General features: G+C 41.5%; 32 protein-coding genes. 31 read left to right on the plus strand and 1 reads right to left on the minus strand.

Going from position 1 to position 20,588, the window contains the following annotated elements; translation table 11 throughout:
- Positions 1 to 147: 147 nt before the first annotated feature.
- A complete protein-coding gene (locus tag AC0NJP_RS17345; protein WP_474700592.1) occupies positions 148 to 309 on the plus strand; it encodes a hypothetical protein in 162 nt (53 codons plus the stop codon).
- A gap of 12 nt (positions 310 to 321) precedes the next feature.
- On the opposite strand, the gene AC0NJP_RS17350 is transcribed toward AC0NJP_RS17345, so the two are convergent.
- Complete coding sequence (locus AC0NJP_RS17350) at positions 322 to 720, minus strand: helix-turn-helix domain-containing protein (RefSeq protein ID WP_474700593.1); 399 nt, start codon at positions 718 to 720, stop codon at positions 322 to 324.
- A gap of 465 nt (positions 721 to 1,185) precedes the next feature.
- Between AC0NJP_RS17350 and AC0NJP_RS17355 the strand changes: the two genes are divergently transcribed.
- The 30 genes from AC0NJP_RS17355 (at position 1,186) to AC0NJP_RS17500 (ending at position 20,518) form a co-directional block, all read left to right on the plus strand.
- Positions 1,186 to 1,794 carry an ERF family protein gene (locus AC0NJP_RS17355; RefSeq protein ID WP_474700594.1) on the plus strand — a complete coding sequence of 203 codons (609 nt, stop codon included), beginning with the start codon at positions 1,186 to 1,188 and terminating at the stop codon, positions 1,792 to 1,794.
- Between the two features lie 8 nt (positions 1,795 to 1,802).
- Entirely contained in the window at positions 1,803 to 2,081 is a 279-nt protein-coding gene (locus AC0NJP_RS17360; protein WP_474700595.1) for a hypothetical protein, read from the plus strand.
- A gap of 201 nt (positions 2,082 to 2,282) precedes the next feature.
- The gene (locus AC0NJP_RS17365) at positions 2,283 to 3,494 is read left to right on the plus strand and encodes an ATP-dependent DNA ligase (RefSeq protein WP_474700596.1); all 1,212 of its coding nucleotides are present in this window, start codon (positions 2,283 to 2,285) and stop codon (positions 3,492 to 3,494) included.
- Positions 3,495 to 3,651: 157 nt separating this feature from the next.
- On the plus strand, positions 3,652 to 3,825 hold the full coding sequence (locus AC0NJP_RS17370; RefSeq protein WP_474700597.1) for a hypothetical protein: 174 nt from the start codon (positions 3,652 to 3,654) through the stop codon (positions 3,823 to 3,825).
- 1 nt (position 3,826) lies between these two features.
- Positions 3,827 to 4,147 carry a hypothetical protein gene (locus tag AC0NJP_RS17375; protein WP_474700598.1) on the plus strand — a complete coding sequence of 107 codons (321 nt, stop codon included), beginning with the start codon at positions 3,827 to 3,829 and terminating at the stop codon, positions 4,145 to 4,147.
- Between the two features lie 242 nt (positions 4,148 to 4,389).
- Entirely contained in the window at positions 4,390 to 4,956 is a 567-nt protein-coding gene (locus AC0NJP_RS17380; protein WP_474700599.1) for a TerD family protein, read from the plus strand.
- A 62-nt stretch (positions 4,957 to 5,018) separates the two neighbouring features.
- Positions 5,019 to 5,654: a DUF475 domain-containing protein gene (locus AC0NJP_RS17385; protein ID WP_474700600.1), complete on the plus strand. Its 636-nt coding sequence runs from the start codon at positions 5,019 to 5,021 to the stop codon at positions 5,652 to 5,654.
- 149 nt (positions 5,655 to 5,803) lie between these two features.
- Entirely contained in the window at positions 5,804 to 6,619 is an 816-nt protein-coding gene (locus AC0NJP_RS17390; protein ID WP_474700601.1) for a DUF6551 family protein, read from the plus strand.
- Between the two features lie 123 nt (positions 6,620 to 6,742).
- On the plus strand, positions 6,743 to 7,102 hold the full coding sequence (locus tag AC0NJP_RS17395) for a hypothetical protein (RefSeq protein WP_474700602.1): 360 nt from the start codon (positions 6,743 to 6,745) through the stop codon (positions 7,100 to 7,102).
- The gene (locus AC0NJP_RS17400; RefSeq protein ID WP_474700603.1) at positions 7,099 to 7,848 is read left to right on the plus strand and encodes an AAA family ATPase; all 750 of its coding nucleotides are present in this window, start codon (positions 7,099 to 7,101) and stop codon (positions 7,846 to 7,848) included. The genes AC0NJP_RS17395 and AC0NJP_RS17400 overlap by 4 nt, the downstream gene beginning before the upstream one ends.
- Positions 7,845 to 8,528 (plus strand): FkbM family methyltransferase, encoded by a 684-nt coding sequence (locus AC0NJP_RS17405; protein ID WP_474700604.1) that lies wholly within the window; start codon positions 7,845 to 7,847, stop codon positions 8,526 to 8,528. The genes AC0NJP_RS17400 and AC0NJP_RS17405 overlap by 4 nt, the downstream gene beginning before the upstream one ends.
- Before the next feature lie 52 nt (positions 8,529 to 8,580).
- Entirely contained in the window at positions 8,581 to 8,877 is a 297-nt protein-coding gene (locus tag AC0NJP_RS17410) for a helix-turn-helix domain-containing protein (RefSeq protein WP_474700605.1), read from the plus strand.
- Positions 8,878 to 8,987: 110 nt separating this feature from the next.
- Complete coding sequence (locus tag AC0NJP_RS17415) at positions 8,988 to 9,362, plus strand: hypothetical protein (RefSeq protein ID WP_474700606.1); 375 nt, start codon at positions 8,988 to 8,990, stop codon at positions 9,360 to 9,362.
- 14 nt (positions 9,363 to 9,376) lie between these two features.
- Positions 9,377 to 9,697: a hypothetical protein gene (locus AC0NJP_RS17420; RefSeq protein ID WP_474700607.1), complete on the plus strand. Its 321-nt coding sequence runs from the start codon at positions 9,377 to 9,379 to the stop codon at positions 9,695 to 9,697.
- Positions 9,679 to 10,167, plus strand: a complete 489-nt coding sequence (locus AC0NJP_RS17425) for a metallophosphoesterase (protein WP_474700608.1) — start codon at positions 9,679 to 9,681, stop codon at positions 10,165 to 10,167. Before AC0NJP_RS17420 ends, AC0NJP_RS17425 begins: the two co-directional genes overlap by 19 nt.
- A gap of 301 nt (positions 10,168 to 10,468) precedes the next feature.
- Positions 10,469 to 10,714 carry a hypothetical protein gene (locus tag AC0NJP_RS17430; RefSeq protein ID WP_474700609.1) on the plus strand — a complete coding sequence of 82 codons (246 nt, stop codon included), beginning with the start codon at positions 10,469 to 10,471 and terminating at the stop codon, positions 10,712 to 10,714.
- Between the two features lie 11 nt (positions 10,715 to 10,725).
- The gene (locus AC0NJP_RS17435; RefSeq protein ID WP_474700610.1) at positions 10,726 to 10,989 is read left to right on the plus strand and encodes a hypothetical protein; all 264 of its coding nucleotides are present in this window, start codon (positions 10,726 to 10,728) and stop codon (positions 10,987 to 10,989) included.
- 12 nt (positions 10,990 to 11,001) lie between these two features.
- Positions 11,002 to 13,074, plus strand: coding sequence for a DnaB-like helicase C-terminal domain-containing protein (locus AC0NJP_RS17440; RefSeq protein ID WP_474700611.1), 2,073 nt, complete (start codon positions 11,002 to 11,004; stop codon positions 13,072 to 13,074).
- A gap of 157 nt (positions 13,075 to 13,231) precedes the next feature.
- Positions 13,232 to 14,077 carry a hypothetical protein gene (locus AC0NJP_RS17445; protein ID WP_474700612.1) on the plus strand — a complete coding sequence of 282 codons (846 nt, stop codon included), beginning with the start codon at positions 13,232 to 13,234 and terminating at the stop codon, positions 14,075 to 14,077.
- Positions 14,074 to 14,679, plus strand: a complete 606-nt coding sequence (locus AC0NJP_RS17450) for an AAA family ATPase (RefSeq protein WP_474700613.1) — start codon at positions 14,074 to 14,076, stop codon at positions 14,677 to 14,679. The genes AC0NJP_RS17445 and AC0NJP_RS17450 overlap by 4 nt, the downstream gene beginning before the upstream one ends.
- Complete coding sequence (locus AC0NJP_RS17455; RefSeq protein WP_474700614.1) at positions 14,669 to 15,166, plus strand: hypothetical protein; 498 nt, start codon at positions 14,669 to 14,671, stop codon at positions 15,164 to 15,166. Before AC0NJP_RS17450 ends, AC0NJP_RS17455 begins: the two co-directional genes overlap by 11 nt.
- Before the next feature lie 4 nt (positions 15,167 to 15,170).
- Positions 15,171 to 15,521, plus strand: a complete 351-nt coding sequence (locus tag AC0NJP_RS17460; protein WP_474700615.1) for a hypothetical protein — start codon at positions 15,171 to 15,173, stop codon at positions 15,519 to 15,521.
- Complete coding sequence (locus tag AC0NJP_RS17465) at positions 15,521 to 15,835, plus strand: hypothetical protein (protein ID WP_474700616.1); 315 nt, start codon at positions 15,521 to 15,523, stop codon at positions 15,833 to 15,835. Before AC0NJP_RS17460 ends, AC0NJP_RS17465 begins: the two co-directional genes overlap by 1 nt.
- Positions 15,822 to 16,382 carry an AAA family ATPase gene (locus AC0NJP_RS17470; RefSeq protein ID WP_474700617.1) on the plus strand — a complete coding sequence of 187 codons (561 nt, stop codon included), beginning with the start codon at positions 15,822 to 15,824 and terminating at the stop codon, positions 16,380 to 16,382. The genes AC0NJP_RS17465 and AC0NJP_RS17470 overlap by 14 nt, the downstream gene beginning before the upstream one ends.
- On the plus strand, positions 16,376 to 16,615 hold the full coding sequence (locus AC0NJP_RS17475; RefSeq protein WP_474700618.1) for a hypothetical protein: 240 nt from the start codon (positions 16,376 to 16,378) through the stop codon (positions 16,613 to 16,615). The genes AC0NJP_RS17470 and AC0NJP_RS17475 overlap by 7 nt, the downstream gene beginning before the upstream one ends.
- Before the next feature lie 11 nt (positions 16,616 to 16,626).
- The gene (gene nrdD / locus AC0NJP_RS17480; protein ID WP_474700619.1) at positions 16,627 to 18,486 is read left to right on the plus strand and encodes an anaerobic ribonucleoside-triphosphate reductase; all 1,860 of its coding nucleotides are present in this window, start codon (positions 16,627 to 16,629) and stop codon (positions 18,484 to 18,486) included.
- A complete protein-coding gene (locus AC0NJP_RS17485; RefSeq protein WP_474700620.1) occupies positions 18,464 to 18,649 on the plus strand; it encodes a hypothetical protein in 186 nt (61 codons plus the stop codon). Before nrdD ends, AC0NJP_RS17485 begins: the two co-directional genes overlap by 23 nt.
- Positions 18,646 to 19,140: a 4Fe-4S single cluster domain-containing protein gene (locus tag AC0NJP_RS17490; RefSeq protein WP_474700621.1), complete on the plus strand. Its 495-nt coding sequence runs from the start codon at positions 18,646 to 18,648 to the stop codon at positions 19,138 to 19,140. Before AC0NJP_RS17485 ends, AC0NJP_RS17490 begins: the two co-directional genes overlap by 4 nt.
- On the plus strand, positions 19,140 to 19,283 hold the full coding sequence (locus AC0NJP_RS17495; RefSeq protein WP_474700622.1) for a hypothetical protein: 144 nt from the start codon (positions 19,140 to 19,142) through the stop codon (positions 19,281 to 19,283). The genes AC0NJP_RS17490 and AC0NJP_RS17495 overlap by 1 nt, the downstream gene beginning before the upstream one ends.
- Before the next feature lie 341 nt (positions 19,284 to 19,624).
- The gene (locus tag AC0NJP_RS17500; RefSeq protein WP_474700623.1) at positions 19,625 to 20,518 is read left to right on the plus strand and encodes a prohibitin family protein; all 894 of its coding nucleotides are present in this window, start codon (positions 19,625 to 19,627) and stop codon (positions 20,516 to 20,518) included.
- Positions 20,519 to 20,588 lie beyond the last annotated feature (70 nt).

A 20,588-nucleotide genomic window follows, 5' to 3' on the forward strand; every position in this document is an offset into this window, starting at 1 on the left:
TAGTTGACTAAAAGTATACTTTTATATTTTTTTAAGACGGAATTAATTTATTAGTCAATAATCCGCGTTTATTGTAGTAAAAACGTCCCGAATTTGGTAAAATTATAGTATGGAACATACAATACTACGGGAAATGAAGGGATAACGTTGGTATATGTACTGGAAAATACTAAGGGAATGTTGTACTATTTACAGGTTGTAGAAAATACATATGTGGTTGATGTTAAAAGAGAAAAAGACTTTTTAGACTTTTGGCACAAACAAAACAAGCAGCCTATAAAAATGGCTGCTATTTCTTTAACTGAGTAAAACTTTAAAGTATTATTTTTTGTTTTTATTTGAGGAGTAGAGTCTAGCGTAGTAAGTAATCATTTTTTTTATTTCTTCTGGGGGAACATCTAGCTTTTTAGCTTGTTCCCCTAATTGAAGATACATTGTCGATCCTTCGGATTTCAAAAAATCTTTTGTATCTTGATCAAAATTATATAATTCCGTGGCGAGGGTAGCGTCTTCTACAAAGAAATACTCTCGACCAACCCCGAATAATTTACAATATCTCTCAACAGTTTCTGGCTTTGGCTGTTTTTCTCCCTTTTCATGAGCTAGAACGGCGGAGTTTGATATTCCTTTTTGTGTTTCTGTTTCTGTTAGTCTCGTTATATCGTAGGTTGATAGGCCCTTGTTATCTCGGAGAGCTTTGAGTTTATACCCCAAAAACATGAGACAGCCTCCTTACTTATTATGGGTGATTTTGTACTAATTAATTATATCACTTAAAGAGTGCTTGTACAAACAAACAACAAAAAATATTTCCATATTTAGGTATGTTAAAAAATTATTATTTTTTATATTGACTTTATTCCGAAATGGAATTATTATAATAGTAATTGATGGATGCGGAGGTATACTATGGTAATCATAACCTGGTTATCAAGGGACGGCAGAGAACATTTCTGTAACTGTACGTCGCTTGAAGAAGCTGCAACAAAGATTTTAAACGACGTTCTAATTAAAACAGAATGTATCGTAACATCAGTTCGTTTCTATTTAATAAGCAAAAGCCTTATGTTTGATAAAACTCTCCGTCTACAAGACGCCAGCTGAGTATATTGCGGCCATGTGCCGCCTTTACTATACCCGAAACTATTCTAATTCGGGATAATTAAAACAAAAGGGGAATAAGAAGTGCAAAAATCAGAAAGTATTAAAAGCCTTGCGGCTGCGCTTGTCAAGTTTGAGAGCGAAGCAAAGAATCCGTACAATTCGGCGGATAATCCTTTTTTCAAATCGAAATATGCTCCATTGAACGACATTCTTAACGAAAACCGGCCGCTGCTCGCAAAATTTGGGCTTGTTTTAACACAGCATCCTGGCGGCGACGGGCATTGTGTCACGATTCATACCTTACTTATGCATGATTCTGGAGAATGGATTGAATATGATCCTTTGTCTATGATTCCTGTAAAAACAGACCCTCAGGCTGTTGGCTCTGCTATTACTTATGGCCGCCGCTATGCTATTTCTGCCGTTTTAGGCATTGCGAGTGAAGACGACGACGACGCGAACGCTGCTTCAGATCCTAAGAAAAAAGGCGCTGCGAAAAAAGCTGTAACCAATGCCGGCCCGAAGGACTGGAGAAACGAACCTATTACTTTCGGTAAGGACTCCGTAAAAGGGAAAACTCTGAACGAACTTATCAAAGTTGATCGCGGTTTCGTTGAATTCGTTGCTACTAAATACAAGGGGAATCCTGGCCTTACAGCAGCTGCTCAAGAATTACTGGCGGGGAATTGAGGTTTATCGTGATTGAAGTTAAAGAACGTTCTATCAAACAAATGATCATTGTGAATGACGGCGGAATAGCTGTTGGAGCGACAAAATATCCTGAAGGAATGGCCTTGACTCTTACGACTTGTCCGAAGGCTTCCCCAGGCACCCCTATAGACCCACCTCGAAAGGCTCCTGATTGCGTTATTGTTTTTACTAGCAAAGAATCTGTTGATTCTTATATTAGCAAGCTGGCGGAAATCAGAGCCTTTTTACCTGGTCCAACCTCAGACATTCATCTTTACAATGTCTAAACCGAAATATACTCCGGAAGAGCAGGAAACAATTATTCTCTTTGATAGGTCCGACGACACGGCGACTCTTTATACGGCAGATCCTGAAATGATTGAAAAATTAGAAGCGCTGCCAGGATATAAGAGAGTTGCTAAAGATCGACATAGCAGGACTTATCGGTGTAAGAAGAACCTAATTTCTTTTAGAAAGGGTCGGGAATAATGGACTTAGTTTGTAAATATCAGGGGTTGACCCTTGAAGACTACCAGAATACGCCAGGGCTTTTCCATATCAAGCCTATGAAGGCTCATGTATGTGATAAGAACGCAATTCCTGGCGAAGGATATATTGCAGAAGAAAAGCTTGACGGTATCCGCTGCTATATCTTTATTACGGAGAATGGGCAGCGAATCTTTACGGCAAATACGGTTGCAAATGGTTGGAATAACGAGATCTCAGACCTATTCCCTCATCTTAGAGACGCGAATTTAAGCTATTATGCAGGAGCTGTGTTAGACGGAGAATTAACGGCTCCTGACGGCAAATTTAGAACAATTCAAGGGCTAACTACTTCACTACCAGAAAAAGCTTGGCGCGATCAACAAAACCGCGGCTGGGCGATATTCAACGCTTTTGATATTCTCTATAACAGAGTAAGGGATATAAGAGAAGAGTCTTGGATCATAAGAAGAGGCTTTCTTAATTATTATGTTAAAAATATCCGCTGTAATTGTGAGTATATTCAAATTCGGACAGTTTACTGTTTAGAACAAGATAAACGTAGGTTTCTTTCTTATCTTATCGTTGAGGAAGTTTCTGACTTTAAAACGTTACTTGGGAAAATGTGGGGACAAGGCAAAGAAGGTCTTATGCTTAAAAAAATCAACGGTGTTTATGAGCATAAGAAGTCCCACGAATGGCTGAAACTCAAAGGAATTAAAACCTTCGATGTTGTTATTATGGGCTTTGAAGATCCTGAGAAAGAGTTTACCGGCAAGACGCCGCTCGAACAATGGCCTTATTGGGAAGACAGTAGAACGGGTGAAATTTACAAAGGAGTAAGTGGGGATTATATTTCCTTGGTAGAAGATCATTCCCATATGAAACCTGTTACAAAACGCTATGCAATGGGCTGGCCTGGGGCAATTGTCTTCGGCGTGTTCAAAACTACCGGCTATTACGACGTAGAAGGGGTACAGCAGCCGATTACGACTCTTGTTAAGGTTGGGCGTACAGCAGGTTTCTCTGACGCCGTAGCGGACAAATGCAAGAAGATGGGCGGAAAGCTTATTGGGAACGTGATCGAGGTTAAGGCTCAGGAAATTGAAGACCCGAAAACGGGAAGTCTCCGTCACCCGCGATTTAATCGCTGGCGGCCAGACAAGAGCGCTGAAGAATGTACTTTTGAGGCTCACATCGAGGCTGGAAAATGATTCTGTTCCCAAGAAGAGGAAATTATCCCGTATATATAAGTCCTGGCGGTTTTGAATATCTTGTCGCTATTGGATATATTGACAAAAACGGGAAGATTCGCCCTCAAAAGGAATTTGAAGAGCTACAAAGAGCCTATGTAAGGAGAATGATTCCCGTATGGATAAGAAAACCGTTTGTGAAATTTGCGGTAACGAAATTGACGCTAAAACAGGGGTCAGGGTTCGTGTCAACGGCGGAAATGAACAAAATATCTGCTATTTTTGCGAGAATGATTTGAGATTTGCTCTCCCATATGATTCTAAATTTGTTTTGAGTCGCTTGGAGGATTAAAATGGAAGATCAAAATTGCGGAAATTGCCGCTTCTACTTAGAGGGCGAGGGGCGTATTTATATCGCTGTGTTCGAACACAGTATAAAGGTTCCTGATATTTGTCGGCGTTTCCCTCCAAATAATAAAGGATTTCCAACAGTCAATAAAGACCGCTGGTGCGGAGAATGGCAACCGAAAGAACATGTCGGCAAGTCAGCTGGACAAATTGTCCTTGAATTAGAAGAACAGGCCGAGGCGGCAGCGATAAAAGCCATTAAAAACGCAATGGAAAACCCAGAGAAATATCACGAAATTGAACGGCTGATAAGGGGCGGGAAATAGTATGGAAAATTTATGTAAAACATTACAGAGAATAGAGTCCTTTGTAACAAGGCCTCCAGCTCCTCCGTCAATATCTAAACACGACGGAGAGGTTAGAATGGTTTGCAAAAACACTCTATTAGATATTTGTCGAGCTGGCGACCTTGAGTTTCGGCTTAAAGCGGCAGAATTACTTTTAACTCATTTTTAATAACAAAAATTATTCCGAAATGGAATTAAAACAAACAAAGGAGAATAAAAACATGCTTAACTTAACAAAAGGTGAAAAAATTAATTTGGAAAAAGTGGCCCCAGGCCTTAAAAAAATCGCGGTGGCTCTTGGCTGGGATGAAAACACGACAGGCAGCGGCTCTGCTTATGATCTTGACGCTTCGATCTTCCGTCTTGTTAACGGGAAATTCGTCAAAGACAGCGACCTTATTTATTTCGGTAATTTGAAAGCCGCAGACGGTTCTGTCATTCATACCGGCGATAATTTGACTGGTGGCGGCGAAGGCGACGACGAAACATTGTATGTCGATCTTAGCAAGGTTCCAGCAGAAGTGACCGAACTTGTTGCTGTTGTAACGATCTATAAAGGTAAAGAACGCCGGCAGAACTTTGGCCAAGTGCATAATGCCTTTATTCGCCTGTACGACCAGGAAAACAAAAATGAAATTGCTCGTTATGACCTGGAAGAAGACTTCAGCGGCGATACTGCTGTAGAATTCGGCCGCCTGTATCGTCACAATGGCGAATGGAAGTTCAGTGCTTCTGGTATCGGCAACAAAGAAGGCTTAGAAGGCTTTGTTAGTAAGTTTAAAGCTTAAATAAAAAACTCCCCAGGACGGGCCAATACGGCCCGTTTAAGGGGAATTTGAGGAGTGTTCTCGTGGACTCATTATTTATTATTTTATCATTGGTTATTCTTGAAGGCCTCTTATCTGCTGACAACGCTCTGGCGTTGGCTATTCTTGTTAAAAACTTACCAGAACAGCTGCAGAAGAAGGCCTTATATTATGGAATTTTAGGGGCTTATGCCTTCCGTTTTGTAGCTATTTGTTTAGGAACTTACTTAATAAAATTCTGGTTTCTGAAGTTGATTGGCGCCTTATATTTGGTCAATATGGCTTATCAATATTTCATGAGAAAATCAGGCGAAGAGGACGACGAAGGAAAAACTTCTAAGGCAGGTTTCTGGAAAACGGTTTGCTTAGTTGAATTCATGGATATTCAATTTTCAATGGATAGTATTCTCGCCAGTTTGGGCGTATCGAATCAAATTTGGGTTCTGTTCGTTGGCGGCGCTTTAGGTATTTTAGCTATGAGAACGGTTGCAAGTTTTATTATTGGGCTGCTAAAGAAATACCCGCAGCTGGAAAACACAGCTTATGCGTTTATAGCTGCTATTGGTGTCAAAATGCTGCTTGAAATTTGCGGCGTTGATTTTCCTAATTTCGTTCTGTTTTTATCATTCGTGGGCCTGTTCTTGATAACGTTTTTCGGGCCAAAATTACAGAAAGAGTAGGTATTGAAATGAGTAAACGATCTGAAAGACCTATTCGCTGTGAATCTTGCCAGCATGAAAATAAAGCAGCTGTTTTATGTCATGCAAGCCGCTGCCAGCCAAGAAAGAAAGGCTGTATAAAGTTTATTCAAAAGTAAGAAGGTGAAATTGTGAAAAGGAAATATTTCCAGGTATTAAAGATAGTAGATTTATTGCGACCAGACTATCAAAGAGACACCGATCCTAACAGAGTAAAACGTATTTCTGGGAAATTTGACCCTAATAGTCTCGGCGTTATTATTATCTCAAAAAGAGCTGATGGAACATACGTCGTGACAGATGGACTGCATAGAATTGGCTTTGCTGAGGCGAATGGGTATGTAGAAATGGATTGTTTCGTTTATGAGGGGTTAACTATTCAAGAAGAGGCCAGAATGTTCGTCAACTATAACAAGCACAGGAAAGTATGTGGCGCTTATTATACCTTTAATGCCATGTGTGCTTTGGGGGATGAAAAGTCCTTAAAGATAAAAGAAATAATCGAAAGTAACGGGTTTTCTTTAGGACCAAGAAAAAAGGATTTTGTTATTAGTATGTTAAGCGGCCCAGAAAAAATATTTAATAGCGGAGGGGAATGGCTTTTAAATCTTACTTTAAAAGCTATTAAAGAAATGTGGCAAGGAGAGAAAGACTTTCTAGCCGCTCAAATCGTCGAGGGTTTAGGAATGTTCCTGAAATACTACCTCGAAAGAGGCCTTGATTATAAAAGGTTTATCGAGAAAATGAGTGAAGTTCCTCCCGTTATTTTAAAAAGAAAAATAAAGCAAAGCAAGGTAGAAAACGAGCATTGTCATTCTTCTGTAATTCGCGCTTTGGTTGATATTTATAACGGGAAATTAACAAAGGGTAAACTGGTCGATATTTCTTGCTTGAATGTAAGGTTTAGCAAGACGGAGGGGGGGGTTGAATATGGGTGCGTTTCCTAAACGCGTATTAACTGTAAAAACCTGTAATAAATGTGGCGCTCACAACGTCAAAAACGAAAAAATATGCTGTGTCTGTTCTTCTGTTTTGGAAGAAATACATAGAGGCAAAAGGAGAATATGAAAATGGAAAACAAGTTCGTAAAAGGTTTAACTCACATATATGGGTCTTTGGACGATTTAAAAGAAGTTGATTCTATTTTTAGTGACATAGAGGGGAAAAACCCTGATATTCCGGTAAAACACAGTGTTTGTAAAACTCTTACAGGTGGGTTCGCTTTAAAAATAGAGTTCCAAAGTAGCGAAGCTCTTAAGTGTTTTATGGCGGCCCTAACGATCCGTATACTTGAAGCTGGCCTCGAAAATCGTGGTTTACGATTCGTAATTACTGAAGAAAAAGAAAAAAACACTACGTATACCGTGTTCGATGAACGCGAATACATGAATTTCACGGTAGAAAAATTAGTAGAGGAGCCGGTCAAATGAAATTCGGTATTACTTGCGGGATTCCGCTGTCTGGTAAGTCTACATATTGCAAAGACGTTCTTATGCCAAAAGGTCATGTTATTGTTTCACCTGACGTTCTCCGGAAATCAATGCATGGAGCAGACTTTAACAAGCTGCTTGAACCTTATGTCTGGGCCACGGCCGAAACGATGGTTAGAACGCTATTAAATCAAGGCCATAATGTTATTTTGGACGCGACGAATACAACTTTTCGTCGGCGCCAGGTGTGGATTAATTTAGCGCGAGAGTTTGGAATGATGCCTGATATTTATTACTTCGAGCCAAATATTAAACTAAGTGAAGAGCGGAATAAAAATATCGGCCGGCTTGATTTTAACATTGTAAGAAGAATGAACGCTAAGTTTCAGCCGCCAACAGGAACGGAAGGAAATATTATCAAGATCGAAGGGCCTATTTTTAATCATACGGCTCATGTGGAACTTTGGTTATGGCTTGCAGAACACCCTAATGAATTTAAAAGTGATTGGCCAGGATGGGAAAAGTACGGGAAAATAGATAATAATTGTTTCGGATGCGAATACATAAAGAAAATTCCTGGACGAGGCTGTGATACATGTCCTTTACTTTGGGATCTTCCAGGCTGTGTAGTTTTTAAGGATTCTCTTTATGAAAAGTGGCGTAACTCTACCAACAATAAGGAGCGCTCTGAATTAGCAAGGCAAATTGCTAATCTTCCGGTGAGAGCAGGGGTGTTAATAAAATGAATTACGCTTTAGCAAATGATCTTCCAGGAACTCAGCACTCTGCCAAATATATCGAGCGTGAAATCTTCAAGTACGGTATTTATACCAACCGCCCAGAATGTACCATTAAGCCTGGCGACGTTGTTCTCGACGTTGGCGCTAATATCGGCTTATTTTGCCTCAAGGCGGTTCAAATGGGAGCTTCTAAGGTAATTGCCTTAGAACCTGATCCAGGGAACTATGCGGCGCTTTTGGACAACATTCTTAATTGGGGAATTAACAAACAGGTTTTAGCTATCAACGCCGCAGCTTACTCTGACAAAGGGTATTATTCTTTTTACTCATATGAAGAAAGAAAAGGCTCTTGCTGTGTCCTAGAACGTGAAGAGTTGGCGCCAACAGATGCGAAAGGGAAAATTAAAAGAGTTCATACGGTTAAAATTGACTGGCTATTAACTACATTGAGCATTAATCGTGTCGATTTTATCAAGATGGATATTGAGGGATCTGAGAAGGCTGCTCTATTTGGCGGCGTTCAAACGATTACCCGCGACCGGCCGCAAATGGCTATTTGTGTATACCACAAACAAAATGATAGCAAGACGATTCCTCGCATGATTATGGGGCTTCGTCCGGACTATCAATTCCTAATTGAAAAATCTCCTGGGAAGTATGGCGAAGAAATTGCAAAATTTTGGTAAAACGCTAAAAACGAACACGGAGCCTTATACAAACTCATGGTCAAGAGTGACAATGAATACAGAGCGTATATTGGACGCTAACGAAAAGTTGCTTTATATTGTTCTGAATCACTTTTGTTATTATGGGAAGGACGTTTGTTTCCCAGGAATTCAAAAATTAAGTGATATTCTTAGCTGCGAAAGAAAAAAAACGATGAAGTCATTAAAGCGCCTAGAAGAGGTGGGGCTTATTTCTATTAAGCGTAGGCGGAATAAAACAAGTGTCTATACTCTTCATAACCCATATGAGGAATGTGTTCGAGAGGTATTCTCTCTGGAAGTCCCTTTTATGGCTCCGGAAGTCCCTTAAAAGTACCTCTGGAAGTCCCTGTAAGGTACACGAAATAATAAAAGATAAATAATAAAAGAGAAGTAATAAAAGTACTATATAGGCCAAGGCCTACAAAGGGAGGTTTTAACATGGGTCGTACTTTACGGAAAGCAAATCCTCATGAGTATAGAGAGCTAAACGATAAGCAAAAGCTTCATATGCTTACTTGCTTCTATGTAAAAACTTGCACCGGCGAAAGTGTCTATAACAAGGGCCGCGTGGCTCCCATATATTACCAGGTTAGGAACTTCTTCAAAAGCAAGCTAATAGAAGAGCTTTGTTATCTCTATGACTTTATTTATGCTCTTGGCGAGCAAACAATAATGACTATGAGCGATTTCTATAAGAACGCGATAGCCTGGCGCGAGTATTTGAAAGATGAGGCCAACAAGGCTGCAGCTGCAGCAATTCAGCCTACGGAAAAATATAAACCTCTAACCATTGAGGAATTTTTAGCTTTGTAAAGGAAGTGCTTTATATGTTATGTAAACATGAAACCAAAATATTAGGAATGGCCTTAATCCTATGTGACGAAAAAATAGAGTCAGGCGCACAAGAAGTCGGCGTTTTACTGGAAAAAGAAGGTTACTCGGTTAGTGGCGTCTCCTTGACTATTCCCAACGACCAAATTGACTTAGCAAAAGAAGAGCTAGGAAAACTTTGTAAAGGCGTAGACGACGGAGAGCTGGCCGCGTATGACAAAATTTTATTAGTTGGGCCGCTGCCGTATCTTCCGGAAGGCAAAAAAGAGGTAACGGTTATCGGGAGGTACTTTACGAAGTGCGTAATTTTGCGATAGCAGACCCTCATTTTGGCCATGAGTATATGGTCAAGCAGGGATTCCGCCCAAAGGGCTACGAAGACCTTATTATCGAGAATTGGATAAAAAATGTCACTTATCGCGACCGAATTTTTATTCTTGGCGACCTTAATTTTAGCTGGCCATGGCAAACAGTTAAGAATCTTATTCAAACTCTTCCAGGGAGAAAGATATTAGTTGTAGGGAACCATGATAAGGAACGTAGTTTGTTTTATAAAGAAATCGGGTTTAGAGAATGTGTAAGTTTTTACAGAATAAGGAATATTTTATTAACCCATAAACCTATTAAAATAGAAGCTGGTTTCTTTAATGTTCACGGCCATTTACACAATATCCCTCTTGACGTATGGAAAGAGAAAAAGGGCGAGGACTATTCCTTCATGGATGAGCGTCATATCAATATTTGTCCGGAGGTCGTTGGCTATGTCCCGCAGCTGCTCCCTGTATGACCAGATTCTTATTATTATCGCTTTTACTGTTTATATGTATCTGAGTATAGTTTGGCCGTGGAGGTGGTAGCATGAAAAAACTCATCTATTGCTATTCTTTAAACAAAGCTATAGAGTATGATAAAACTTGTGCTAATTGCCGCATGGGAGACGTTACGGTCATAGATATTTTAGGCGGAACTCATCAAGGTGGTTGCGGTTGGAATCCTTCGGGTAAATTCTGTGGAGAGTGCGGTCGAATATCCTGTTTAGGGTGTGACGCACTATGAAAGTAGCGATAGTATCAAACAGGAGGAAAATCATGAGAAAAGCTTTATTAATAGCCGCTTGCCTTACTAGCTTCATTGCTGGTTGCGGGAGCAACGCGGCCCAAACTAATACGGCCTCAGCAGAGCCGGCTCCGTTCCTTGAAATGATAGGAGAACAATCGGTAAATAGAGGCCTTGGGTCTAATCGAGTTACGAAATGGCGCGATAGCCAAAACGGCAATATTGTTTATACCATATCCAATAGCGACGGTTGCGGAATTGCCGTAGTTAAGCAATGAGGAGAACCTACATGATCGAAAGCTGTCCGGTGAGAGTATTTAATCCAGGGCAAATCGTCGGTTGGCAAACGCTTTGGGACATATTGACTGATCAGTGCCATGTGGGAGTTATTATTTCTTCAAAACTGACCTCTTCAGGTTATAAATACTTGGTTTATTGCAAGGAAAAGAATATGTACTCCGAACGGCGCGGCGAAAATCTCTGGTTAATAAAAAAACAGGACCCCTCAAGTAGAAATTTTCCGTCTCAAGGGGTATATAAATTCTCTGGTTAATTGAAAGGGGAAATGCAGATAAACGTAATTGATTTAATTGTTGAAAAGGCCGAAATTGTTGATATTGTAGAGCGCTATACTCAACTTAAAAAAATCAACAAGGGTTATATGGGCAAATGCCCGATCCACGCCGGCCAAGGCGACAATACTATTTGGGTCACAGAGCATGATAAAAACTACTATTGCTTTAGCTGTGGGAGTCATGGCAATGTGATCAATTTTATTGCCGCTGTAGAAGAAATTTCCTGGCCAGCTGCCGTCGAATTTTTAGCCAAAGAGCTGAATATCGACATAGGTAAAAATGAAGAGTGGCAGCGCCAAAAAACGGCTATCGAGAAGAACGAAGAGGCTGCTCGTTCGTATGAAAGAAATGTCTCTGTAATTGAAGACTATCTTATTCAAAAGCGTGGCCTAAACAAAGAAACGATCAGAGAGTTTTGTCTCGGCTATGACGATAATATCCGCATTGAGGAGAATAAGGTCTGGAAGACTTACAAAGGAATTACTATTCCGCTGCGAGATCGAAACGGACAAACTATAGCCTTCACGCGGCGCCTTTTTAACGGCAAGCCAAAATACAAAAACTCTGCAAATGATGATCTGTATGAAAAGGGGAGTTTCCTTTTTAACGCGGATAAAGCTAGAAAGAAGTTAAAAGACAATGGAAATTTGTATATTTGCGAAGGGTATTTCGACGCGATTGTCTGCCATATGCAAGGCAATGCGGTTATCGCTTACGCCGGCGCTCAGACGACGAAGGATCATGTCTTACAGATCCAGGAGCTTATTCGCTTTCACCCAGGAGTAAACCTACTACTTTGTCCTGATTCCGATGTTACCGGTCAAAAAGCCGTGTCTCGAATGAGGGAAAAGTTTCTACGACATGCTCCTAAACTCAATGTTCGTGTCGTAAAACTTCCGGAAGAGGAGTTTACCTTCCACGACGGGAAAAGAAAATGCAAAGATTTCAATGACGTTCACCTGGCCGGCTTACAAATCAACGACCTGCCGTCCGAACATATTGATATTTATGTATTAAAACAGCGCCTTAATGCTTGCCAATCCATCGAATTAGAGTATTCAACGGTTGAAGACTTTATTAAAACAGTTAACTCTAAGATGATTAAGGGAGACATAGCAAAATTTCTTGCAAAGCGCTGGGACGTAGAGCTTAAAGAAATCAAAGAATGGCTAAAGGTTGCCGAAGACCAAACCATCGATGAAATTCTGATCGAATTCAATACTTTAGACAATTGCCTTGACGAATATCAAGAAATTATTCACGCGAAAGGCGTAGGCATGGGGTTTGAAGGAATCGACGCTTCTTTAGATAACGTCCGGAAAAAGGAAGTTGTTATTTTAGGAGCGCGGCCGGCTGTAGGCAAAACAGAGACTTCTATTTCTGTTGCTTTGCATTGGATCAGGCAGAAGATGAGAATTCTATACTTCAGCCTTGAAATGCCTAAAGGCGCCCTTATAGAGCGTTTTATCGCTCATATTATGGGGATTCACCCGCGCAAGCTGAAAGAATGGATTCTACAAGACGACAACCTCCTAGAGGCCTATGTCCAGGTAAAGGCTGTTCTAACTAAATACCTTGTTGTTATTGATAAGTCCGACCTGTCTATTCTGGACATAAAGAAGAGGATACAGCTGGCTAATTCACGCCGCATTTTCGAAGATGGACCCGTCGACGCAGTAATCGTCGATTATTTTGGGCTTATGAAAGATACCAAAGATTTCGAAAGTGCCAGTGAAAGCGCCAGGCTCATGAAGGCTGTTGCAAAAGACTGTGACGTTATTTTATTCATGCTTTGTCAGTTATCACGAAACGGGAAGGCCTGGGATGAACCCTTTGCCGGTGACTTGAAGTCAACAGGAGATCTTGAAGCTTCAGCTGATATTATTATTATGCTTTGGCGTAAAGGTCTTAATCCTGAGCTGTCCGAAATCGAGAAAAAGCAGTATGAATTTATCACACAGATAAAGATTGAAAAAGCGCGGCGAGGCTGCGAGGCAAAATACTTTGAATTAGTCTTTAGCCCGAAAACCTCTAGGCTATCAGAGAAGGCTCTTTCAGCCTAATAAAAATTATTCCAAAACAGAATAAAAAGTATTGACATTATTCTAAAATGGGATAAAATAAAGGAGACGATGAATTATACCTTACGACAGTTTTATTTGTCCCGACGGGGAAAAATGTAAAATAGAGGAATGTTTAAAAGAGTGTCGGATTGCTCCAATGTTTGAAGCCGACCGTTGTATGTCAACGAGGACGCTGACAACTTTAGCGCAGCAGCGCGAATGGAACGGGAAACCCTCAACGACGCAACTTTTGAATGGAACCAGAGAGAATTACTTGCGGATAGTTAAGACGTTCGCAGTTGACCCTCAGAGCCTCATATTTGCCCTACACGGCACGAAACTACATGCGGCCTTAGAAGAGTATACCCCAGAAGGCGGTATCAGCGAACAGCGGGTATATCACGGCGCGAGTCATGGCGCCTTTGACTTCTATGACGCGAATTTGAAACACCTGTATGATGAAAAAACATACGGCAGCTACAAAACAGCAAAGGTTTTAGGTCTTGAAAAGCAAAAGATTCCTCTGTTTCACCCAGACGGAACTCCGAATCTTTTCAAGAACGGAAATCAGAAATACAAGACAGCTTTCCTTCCGAACGGCAGACATAGCCGCTTTGACCTGGGCGTCCAGCTTAACGATTATCGAATTAAATGCGAAAAGGGCTTGGGATTGCCGGTCGAAAAAATGTTCGTCGAGATCTTCACAAGAGACGCCGGCGGATCTATGGCTAAAATGAACGGCGTAGACAAAAACGCTTACCTGGTCAGAGTCAACAAAATCTCTGACAGATGGGTAGAGCGCTTTATGAAGAGAAAAGCAGATGATCTTGATTATGCTCTTATGGTTGACGAACTTCCTCCGCCCTGCAATGCGCGGGAACGGTGGGGAGGAAAACGCGGACCCGAAGGGGAGCCACTACCAGGCCGAAAATGTGCCGGTTGGTGTGACGTTTGGGAGTTCTGCGAGCTTGGCGTTAAAGCTCATGAAGAGGCTGCCGATTGAAAAGCTATATCTTAATTGCTCAAATGGGAGCTGGCAAAGATACGGTAGCTAGTCTACTAGGGCGGCATAAGCGCCTGGCGTTTGGAGACGGAATTCGAGAAGTTATCAGCTATATCAAAAAAGGGGATTGCTTAGGGGCATATACAAAAATGTTCTGGAACCTTGGAGGACCTTTACATCTTACAAACAATATCGAAAGCAAAATTAGTGATTTTTGTACGGAATATCATTCGGAAGGTAGTAAAGACCGAAAGCTTTCACAGGACCTTGGCACCTGGGCGAGAAAAATCCGTGACGATGTTTGGATAAACATAGTCAAGAAGCAGATCATTGCAGGACAACCATACGTGATTACGGATTGCCGGCGAGAATTGGAACTAGATTCTTTCCCTGGTTTCATTCCTGTTTATGTGTATGCTGATCAAGAAATACGAATTAAGCGGCTTCAAGAAAGAGATCATTTCTTTGATCCGTCCTGCATGGAGCATGAGTCGGAAAAGGAAGTAGAAAAACTTGCTGAACGTTGTAAATATCATATCGAAAATAATGGGACGATTGAAGAATTGGCTCAAAAAGTCGAGGCTTTACGGCGTGGCGAGTGAAGAGGCGCGTAAAAGAGGCGCTAGAAACAAAAGGGCTGGGTATCAAAGCGAAAGACGCCTAGTCCTGCTCCTCAGGGAGTGGGGGTTCGAGTGCGAAAGGCAGCCAATGTCCGGAGCGCTGAAGGGTAAATTCGCGGGAGATATACAGTTAGAAGTAAACGGAAAATCGTTAAAAATTGAAAATAAGCGGAGAGAGAATTTCGGCAGCTATTACAGGCTTGTCTATAAAGACGAAAAGCGAAAATTCCCGACCGACAAAGCTGTTGAAATTAAAGGCTTCTGTGTCCTTATGGCTGAGGAAGTTTTTCGCCAGCTGCTCGACGGGAAGGCTCCAAAGGTCGAGGAAATCGCTGACAAACAATTCAAGCGAATTCATGACTTCTTTGAGCAAGATAATAGCGATATTGTCTCAATGTCCGAACCTCGAAACCCATTTATTTTTGCGGTTACTTTAAAGTTATTTAAAAAATTATCAAGGAAAAGGTGATTATGTGAGTACGTTTAAAATTGGCGACTTTGTACAGGTCGTATTCCCTGGGCCTCATTTTATGAAAAAAGCGAAAATTAGAGCTATTGTCGCTGTTGGATTCCCAACTATTTACAAATTAGATGGGATAGATGGAGAGTTCGTTTCGTCCAATTTAAGATATGCAGCTCCATTGTTCTTATTATTGAACAAAACAGACGGGAAATTTGCTATCGACCACCCTGCAACAGCAGACTATATCAAGAAATGGCTTAATAATTCAGCAAACCCGTCTAAAGGATATGAAGTTATCGCTTTAGGTGAAGGCCACGCTGTCAAAGTTCGCGTTGAATACGCTGTGGAGGGGAATTTCTAATGGAAAACATAAGCTCGTTTTTGGATGGAAAGGAAGTTCGCCGCGTTCCCTCTTTGGAAATTCCTGGAGGAACTGTGTCTTTCCCTAAAGGAGATATTCCACAAGTAAAAGTTAATCTCAAAAAGATTAAATTTATTCTTTTTAACCAGACAAAAAATTCGGCTGCCCTAACCTATCCGGTAACAAAAGAAGAAGCTATTGTTTATCTTAATAAGTATGCCCAGGACGGACATGAATATCGGCTTATCCCCGACCTCCGTCTCCCTGGCTTAGATTTAAAAAAGAAACGGATTTGCGAGATTGAAGGTTTATAGTCCTCTCGTTATAAACTTGTTTGGCGGTCCAGGAATCGGTAAATCGACCCTGGCGGCCGGCATATTCCACAAGTTGAAAGTCGCCGGCGTAAATTGTGAGCTGGTCACAGAATTTGCAAAAGACTGTGTCTGGAGCAATAGCGAAAAAACGCTTGAAGATCAAATTTTCGTTTTCTCGAATCAGCTGCACCGCCAAATTGTTTTAATTGGCAAAGTAGATGTTATCGTAACCGACAGTCCTTTACTTTTGAGCTTGGTTTACGGAAAGTCGAATAGTGTGTCTTTCCAGAATGTCGTAACAGAGGAATTCGACCGGTTTAGAAATATGAATTTCTTCCTTGAGCGGGTTCACTCTTACACGCCAATCGGCCGACTGCAGACCGAAAAAGAGGCTAAGGAAATCGACGAAGAAATGCGAAAAATGCTCCTGTTTTGTAACCACTCTTGTATTTTACCGGCTGATAATGGGGCTTGTGGGGAAATCGTTAATCAAGTTCTCCCTAGAATTATTCCGATTCAGGATAGAGAGGAGGGAGAACGGTGGTAAGAATTTTGTACAAAAACTCTATGACTCCACGGCATGAAATTTTTCATAGCGAGGAAGTCACGGCGGAAGAGGCACAAGGGATTCTTGAAGTCGCGAAAGCGACGGATTACATACAATTCCATCATGAGCCAGACCAAAATTATGCTTATGACTACAGTTATTTTAAACCAGGTAAAATCGACACTGGCCATGTTGACCAGTTAGAAATTTATGTCAGAAAACTCGAAGATTAGAGGGAATCATCTTGAATGAAATAGAGATTATGAAAGGTCTTTTCTCTGTAATTGCAGAGAGAGAGACTGAAATTTCGAAAGAAAACGCGAATACAGATCCTTCGGCCGCTACGAAAATGCACCAAATTGCCAGCGAAGCAAATAAATCTTATTGTTTGGCGAGAGTGCTGAAACCAGAACACGCGAAAGCTCATATGAACGGAGATATTCATATTCATGACCTTGATTATTATAATATCGGTCTGAATTGTATGACTCACGATCTCGGCAAAATGTTGCGGGAAGGTTTTAATAACGGCGTCGGAGGAATTCGGCCGGCTACGCGATCCGGAAGTGCTGCTGCTTTAACAGCAATTATTCTACAGTCTTCCCAAAACAATATGTTCGGTGGCCAGGCTATAGATTATTTCGACAAAGCCCTGGCTCCGTTCGTAGAGCGCGAGTATGAACGAATCAAAGAACGGTCGCGGCAGCGGCGGGAAATGACTTGCAAGGGAAAATACGACCAAAAGGCTGCAGACATTTTAGACCTTCAGGAATTGGACGAAGCGGTTTATCAGGCTATGGAGGCTTTAATTTTCAACCTTAATACCATGAAGGCTCGCAGCGGGAACGCTGTTCCATTCACTTCAATGAATATTGGGACAGATACAAGCACTTACGGCCGAATGGTAACGAAGAACTTCTTGAAAGCCTTTAAGGCCGGTCTTGGTTATGGCGAAAACCCGTTGTTTCCGAATATCTGTTTCCGCTTGAAAAAAGGAGTCAATTTTGATCCTGGCGACAAGAATTATGATCTGTTCCGCCTGGCTATGGAAACGGCAGCTGTCCGGATGAATCCGACATTTAGCTTCATGGATTCTAGCTTCAACGCTCCTTATGGAGATATGGCTGGCTATATGGGCTGCCGAACTCGCGCTATTGGCAACGTGAACGGGGAAAGTAAACTTGCAAACAAAGGAAACCTGTTTTTTACGACAGTAAATCTGCCGCGCCTGGCTATTATGGCAAGAAAATCCCAAGATCCTTTACTTAATTTTGAAACTCGTCTTTCAAATATGGTTGATTTAGTTATTGACCAGCTGCTGCACCGTTATAACGTGGTTAAAAAGCTCAAAGTCCGCGATTTTCCTTTCATTATGCCTTATTATATGGGCGCTGAGGGCCTGGGTCCCGACGATTCTATTGAGCCGGCGATTAAAAACGGAACAATGTCAATCGGCTTTATTGGCCTAGCAGAAACCTTAATACTTTTAACTGGTAAACACCATGCAGAAAGTGAAGAAAGCCAGAAATTAGGCCTCGAAATCGTGTCTTATATGCGGCGCCGCATGGACGAAGCGACAGAAAAATATCACTTGAATTTTAGTATTATTGCCACGCCGGCAGAAGGCTTGTCCGGACGTTTTACGGCGATTGACAAAAAGAAATTCGGTATTATCCCTGGCGTAACAGACAAGGATTTTTACACAAATTCCTTCCATGTTCCAGTCAATTATGACTGCAGCATTTCTGAAAAGATCGATGTAGAAGCTCCTTATCACGCTCTCACGAACGCTGGCCATATCAGCTATATCGAGCTAGATTCGCCGCCGTCCCATAATATCAATGCTATTGAAGCTATCTTGCGTTACATGGCAGAGAAAGATATGGGTTATGTAGGAATCAATTTCCCGATTGACTTCTGCGAAGAGTGCCATAATCTAGGCGTATTCGATAACGGCTGCCCCAGGTGCGGCGCTCCGGACGAAAAGATAAAACGAACCCGCCGAATCACAGGCTATATGTCGACTTTGAATAAATTCAATGACGGCAAGAAGGCAGAAGAAGCGGCAAGGGTTAGTCACGGTGGAACCAGGAGTATCGGCTGATATTCCTATGAAAAAGATTGATTGGAGTATTGTGTTATGTGTGATTACGGGTATCATTCCTTACGAAATCGCAAGAGAGCCTGTTTATTTGCTCTCTGTGATCGGTTTGCTCAGTATTTACGCAAATTACCATTCGTTCACAGTAAAGGGGAACCAACAATGAAAATTATGAGACGAATCAAAAGCTCGCTGATCGACGGCGAGGGAATCAATTATGTAATTTATACGGCCGGCTGCCCTCATCATTGTAAAGGGTGCCATAATCCGTCTACGTGGGATCACAAGAACGGGTTTCATATCAGCCTCGACCGGCTAAAAAAGGCTATTGAAAAAGATAAGCTTATTACCGGTATTACATTTAGCGGCGGCGAACCGTTCAGACAGTTTGCGGAAGTTAGAGAGCTGGCAATTTGGGCAAGAGAACGCGGCCTAAAAGTTACTCTTTATACCGGCTATCAAATGAGAAACAAAAGCGGTGTCTTTGATCGGCTTTGCAGAAAATATGCAAGTCCCGCCTTTAAGCTTTCGAAAAAGGATTTGCAGCTTTTTGACTGGATTATTGACGGGCCATTCATGGAAGAGCAGCGAGATATTTCTTTGCCGTTCAGAGGCTCGAAGAATCAAAGAATCTTAAAGAGAGGAGTGGATTACTGATGTATGGAGTAGTATGTCCGGAATGTAAAAACGTTTACACAAAATGGAAAGACGGCAAGCTTGTTTGTGCAGAGTGTGGGGCTCCTTTCTTTGAAGAAGAAAAAGCTGCAGTCGAAGTTGGCCAAGAGGCAAAAGATGATTAAGCAGCTGGTTGACAGATTCAAAAGATGGTTTGCTTGCCCTGGCTTGAGCCAGGGAGGCTCGGTCTGAGGAGGCAAAAATATGATTAGTTTTTTCGGGAGTTTATTCGTAATTATCCTTTTCTTATGCCTTAGTGTGGCCTGTGTTTGCTTTACCTACACTGTAGTAAAAGAATTTTTTGAGGATGATAAAAAATGATAGCCTCGACGATTGTTTTATTAGTATTGATCGCGCTTGCGGTTCTAGCAGGATGGTATTTCCTATCCATGCTTTTCGGGAGCAAAATCGGCTCCGTAATTTTTAAAGGTATCTCAAAATTTTTTAAAAAGGTGGAAAACGAATAATGGATAATGAAAGAAGAGCAACAAGAAGAGGGTCTTTCCTCGTTGGTTCGGTATTATTTCTCTTTGTTTTAGTTTTTGTATCGATTGGATTTTTTGCTTTATCGAAAACGATTGACCCAGGCTTTGCAGGCGTCGTTTACTCTCGGAATGGCGGCGTAGAAAGTCGCGTACTTGGCCAAGGAACCCACTTTGTATGGCCTACGGAACATGTAACAGAGTACCCTGTATCAACGGAAACCGTGTTTGTCACAAAGTCAGCTCATGACGGCCGCAAAGGCGTCGATGATTCTGTAAATATCAATACGAAAGATAGCAAGCAAATCAATGTTGATATTACTTACAGCTATCATATGGATTCTGAAAAATTGCCACAAATTTACAGTAAATTTCGCGGCGCTGAACACGAATCTATTCAATGGGGCTACATGAAAAACCAGCTAGTCGGCGCTTTAAACCAGGTTGTTCCTAAATACGAAATGGCCGGTATTACTGGTAGCCAAATTCAGCAAGTTAATGAAGAGCTGAAAAACGTTTTATCTCAAAACCTTGCCGAAGACGGAATTATTATTGATTCTATCTTTATCAGCCGCGCCGATCCAGCCGACGAAAAAACAAAAGAAGCCATGACAGCAATTAGCCAGGCTCAATTTGCTAAACAAGAAGCGGACCTCGCAGAAATGACCGCTGTTGCCGTAGCCAAAAGACAAAAAGCTGAAGCCGAAGGCAACGCAGCCGCTATGAGAATTGGCGCTGACGCCCAGGCTTATGCGAATCAAAAGCTGCAACAGTCTACAACGGAAAACGTTGTCGCTCTTGAATGGATTAAAAAATGGAACGGGGTTTTGCCAACGACCGCTGCCGGTAGTTCTGGCTTCATGATTAACCTGAAATGATTAATCTATTTGAATATAAAACAGACGAGCTTTTAGCAGCTGGGCTAGAGATTTCACTTCCTTTACAAAA

This window comes from Pelorhabdus sp. sgz311002 (assembly GCF_056134285.1).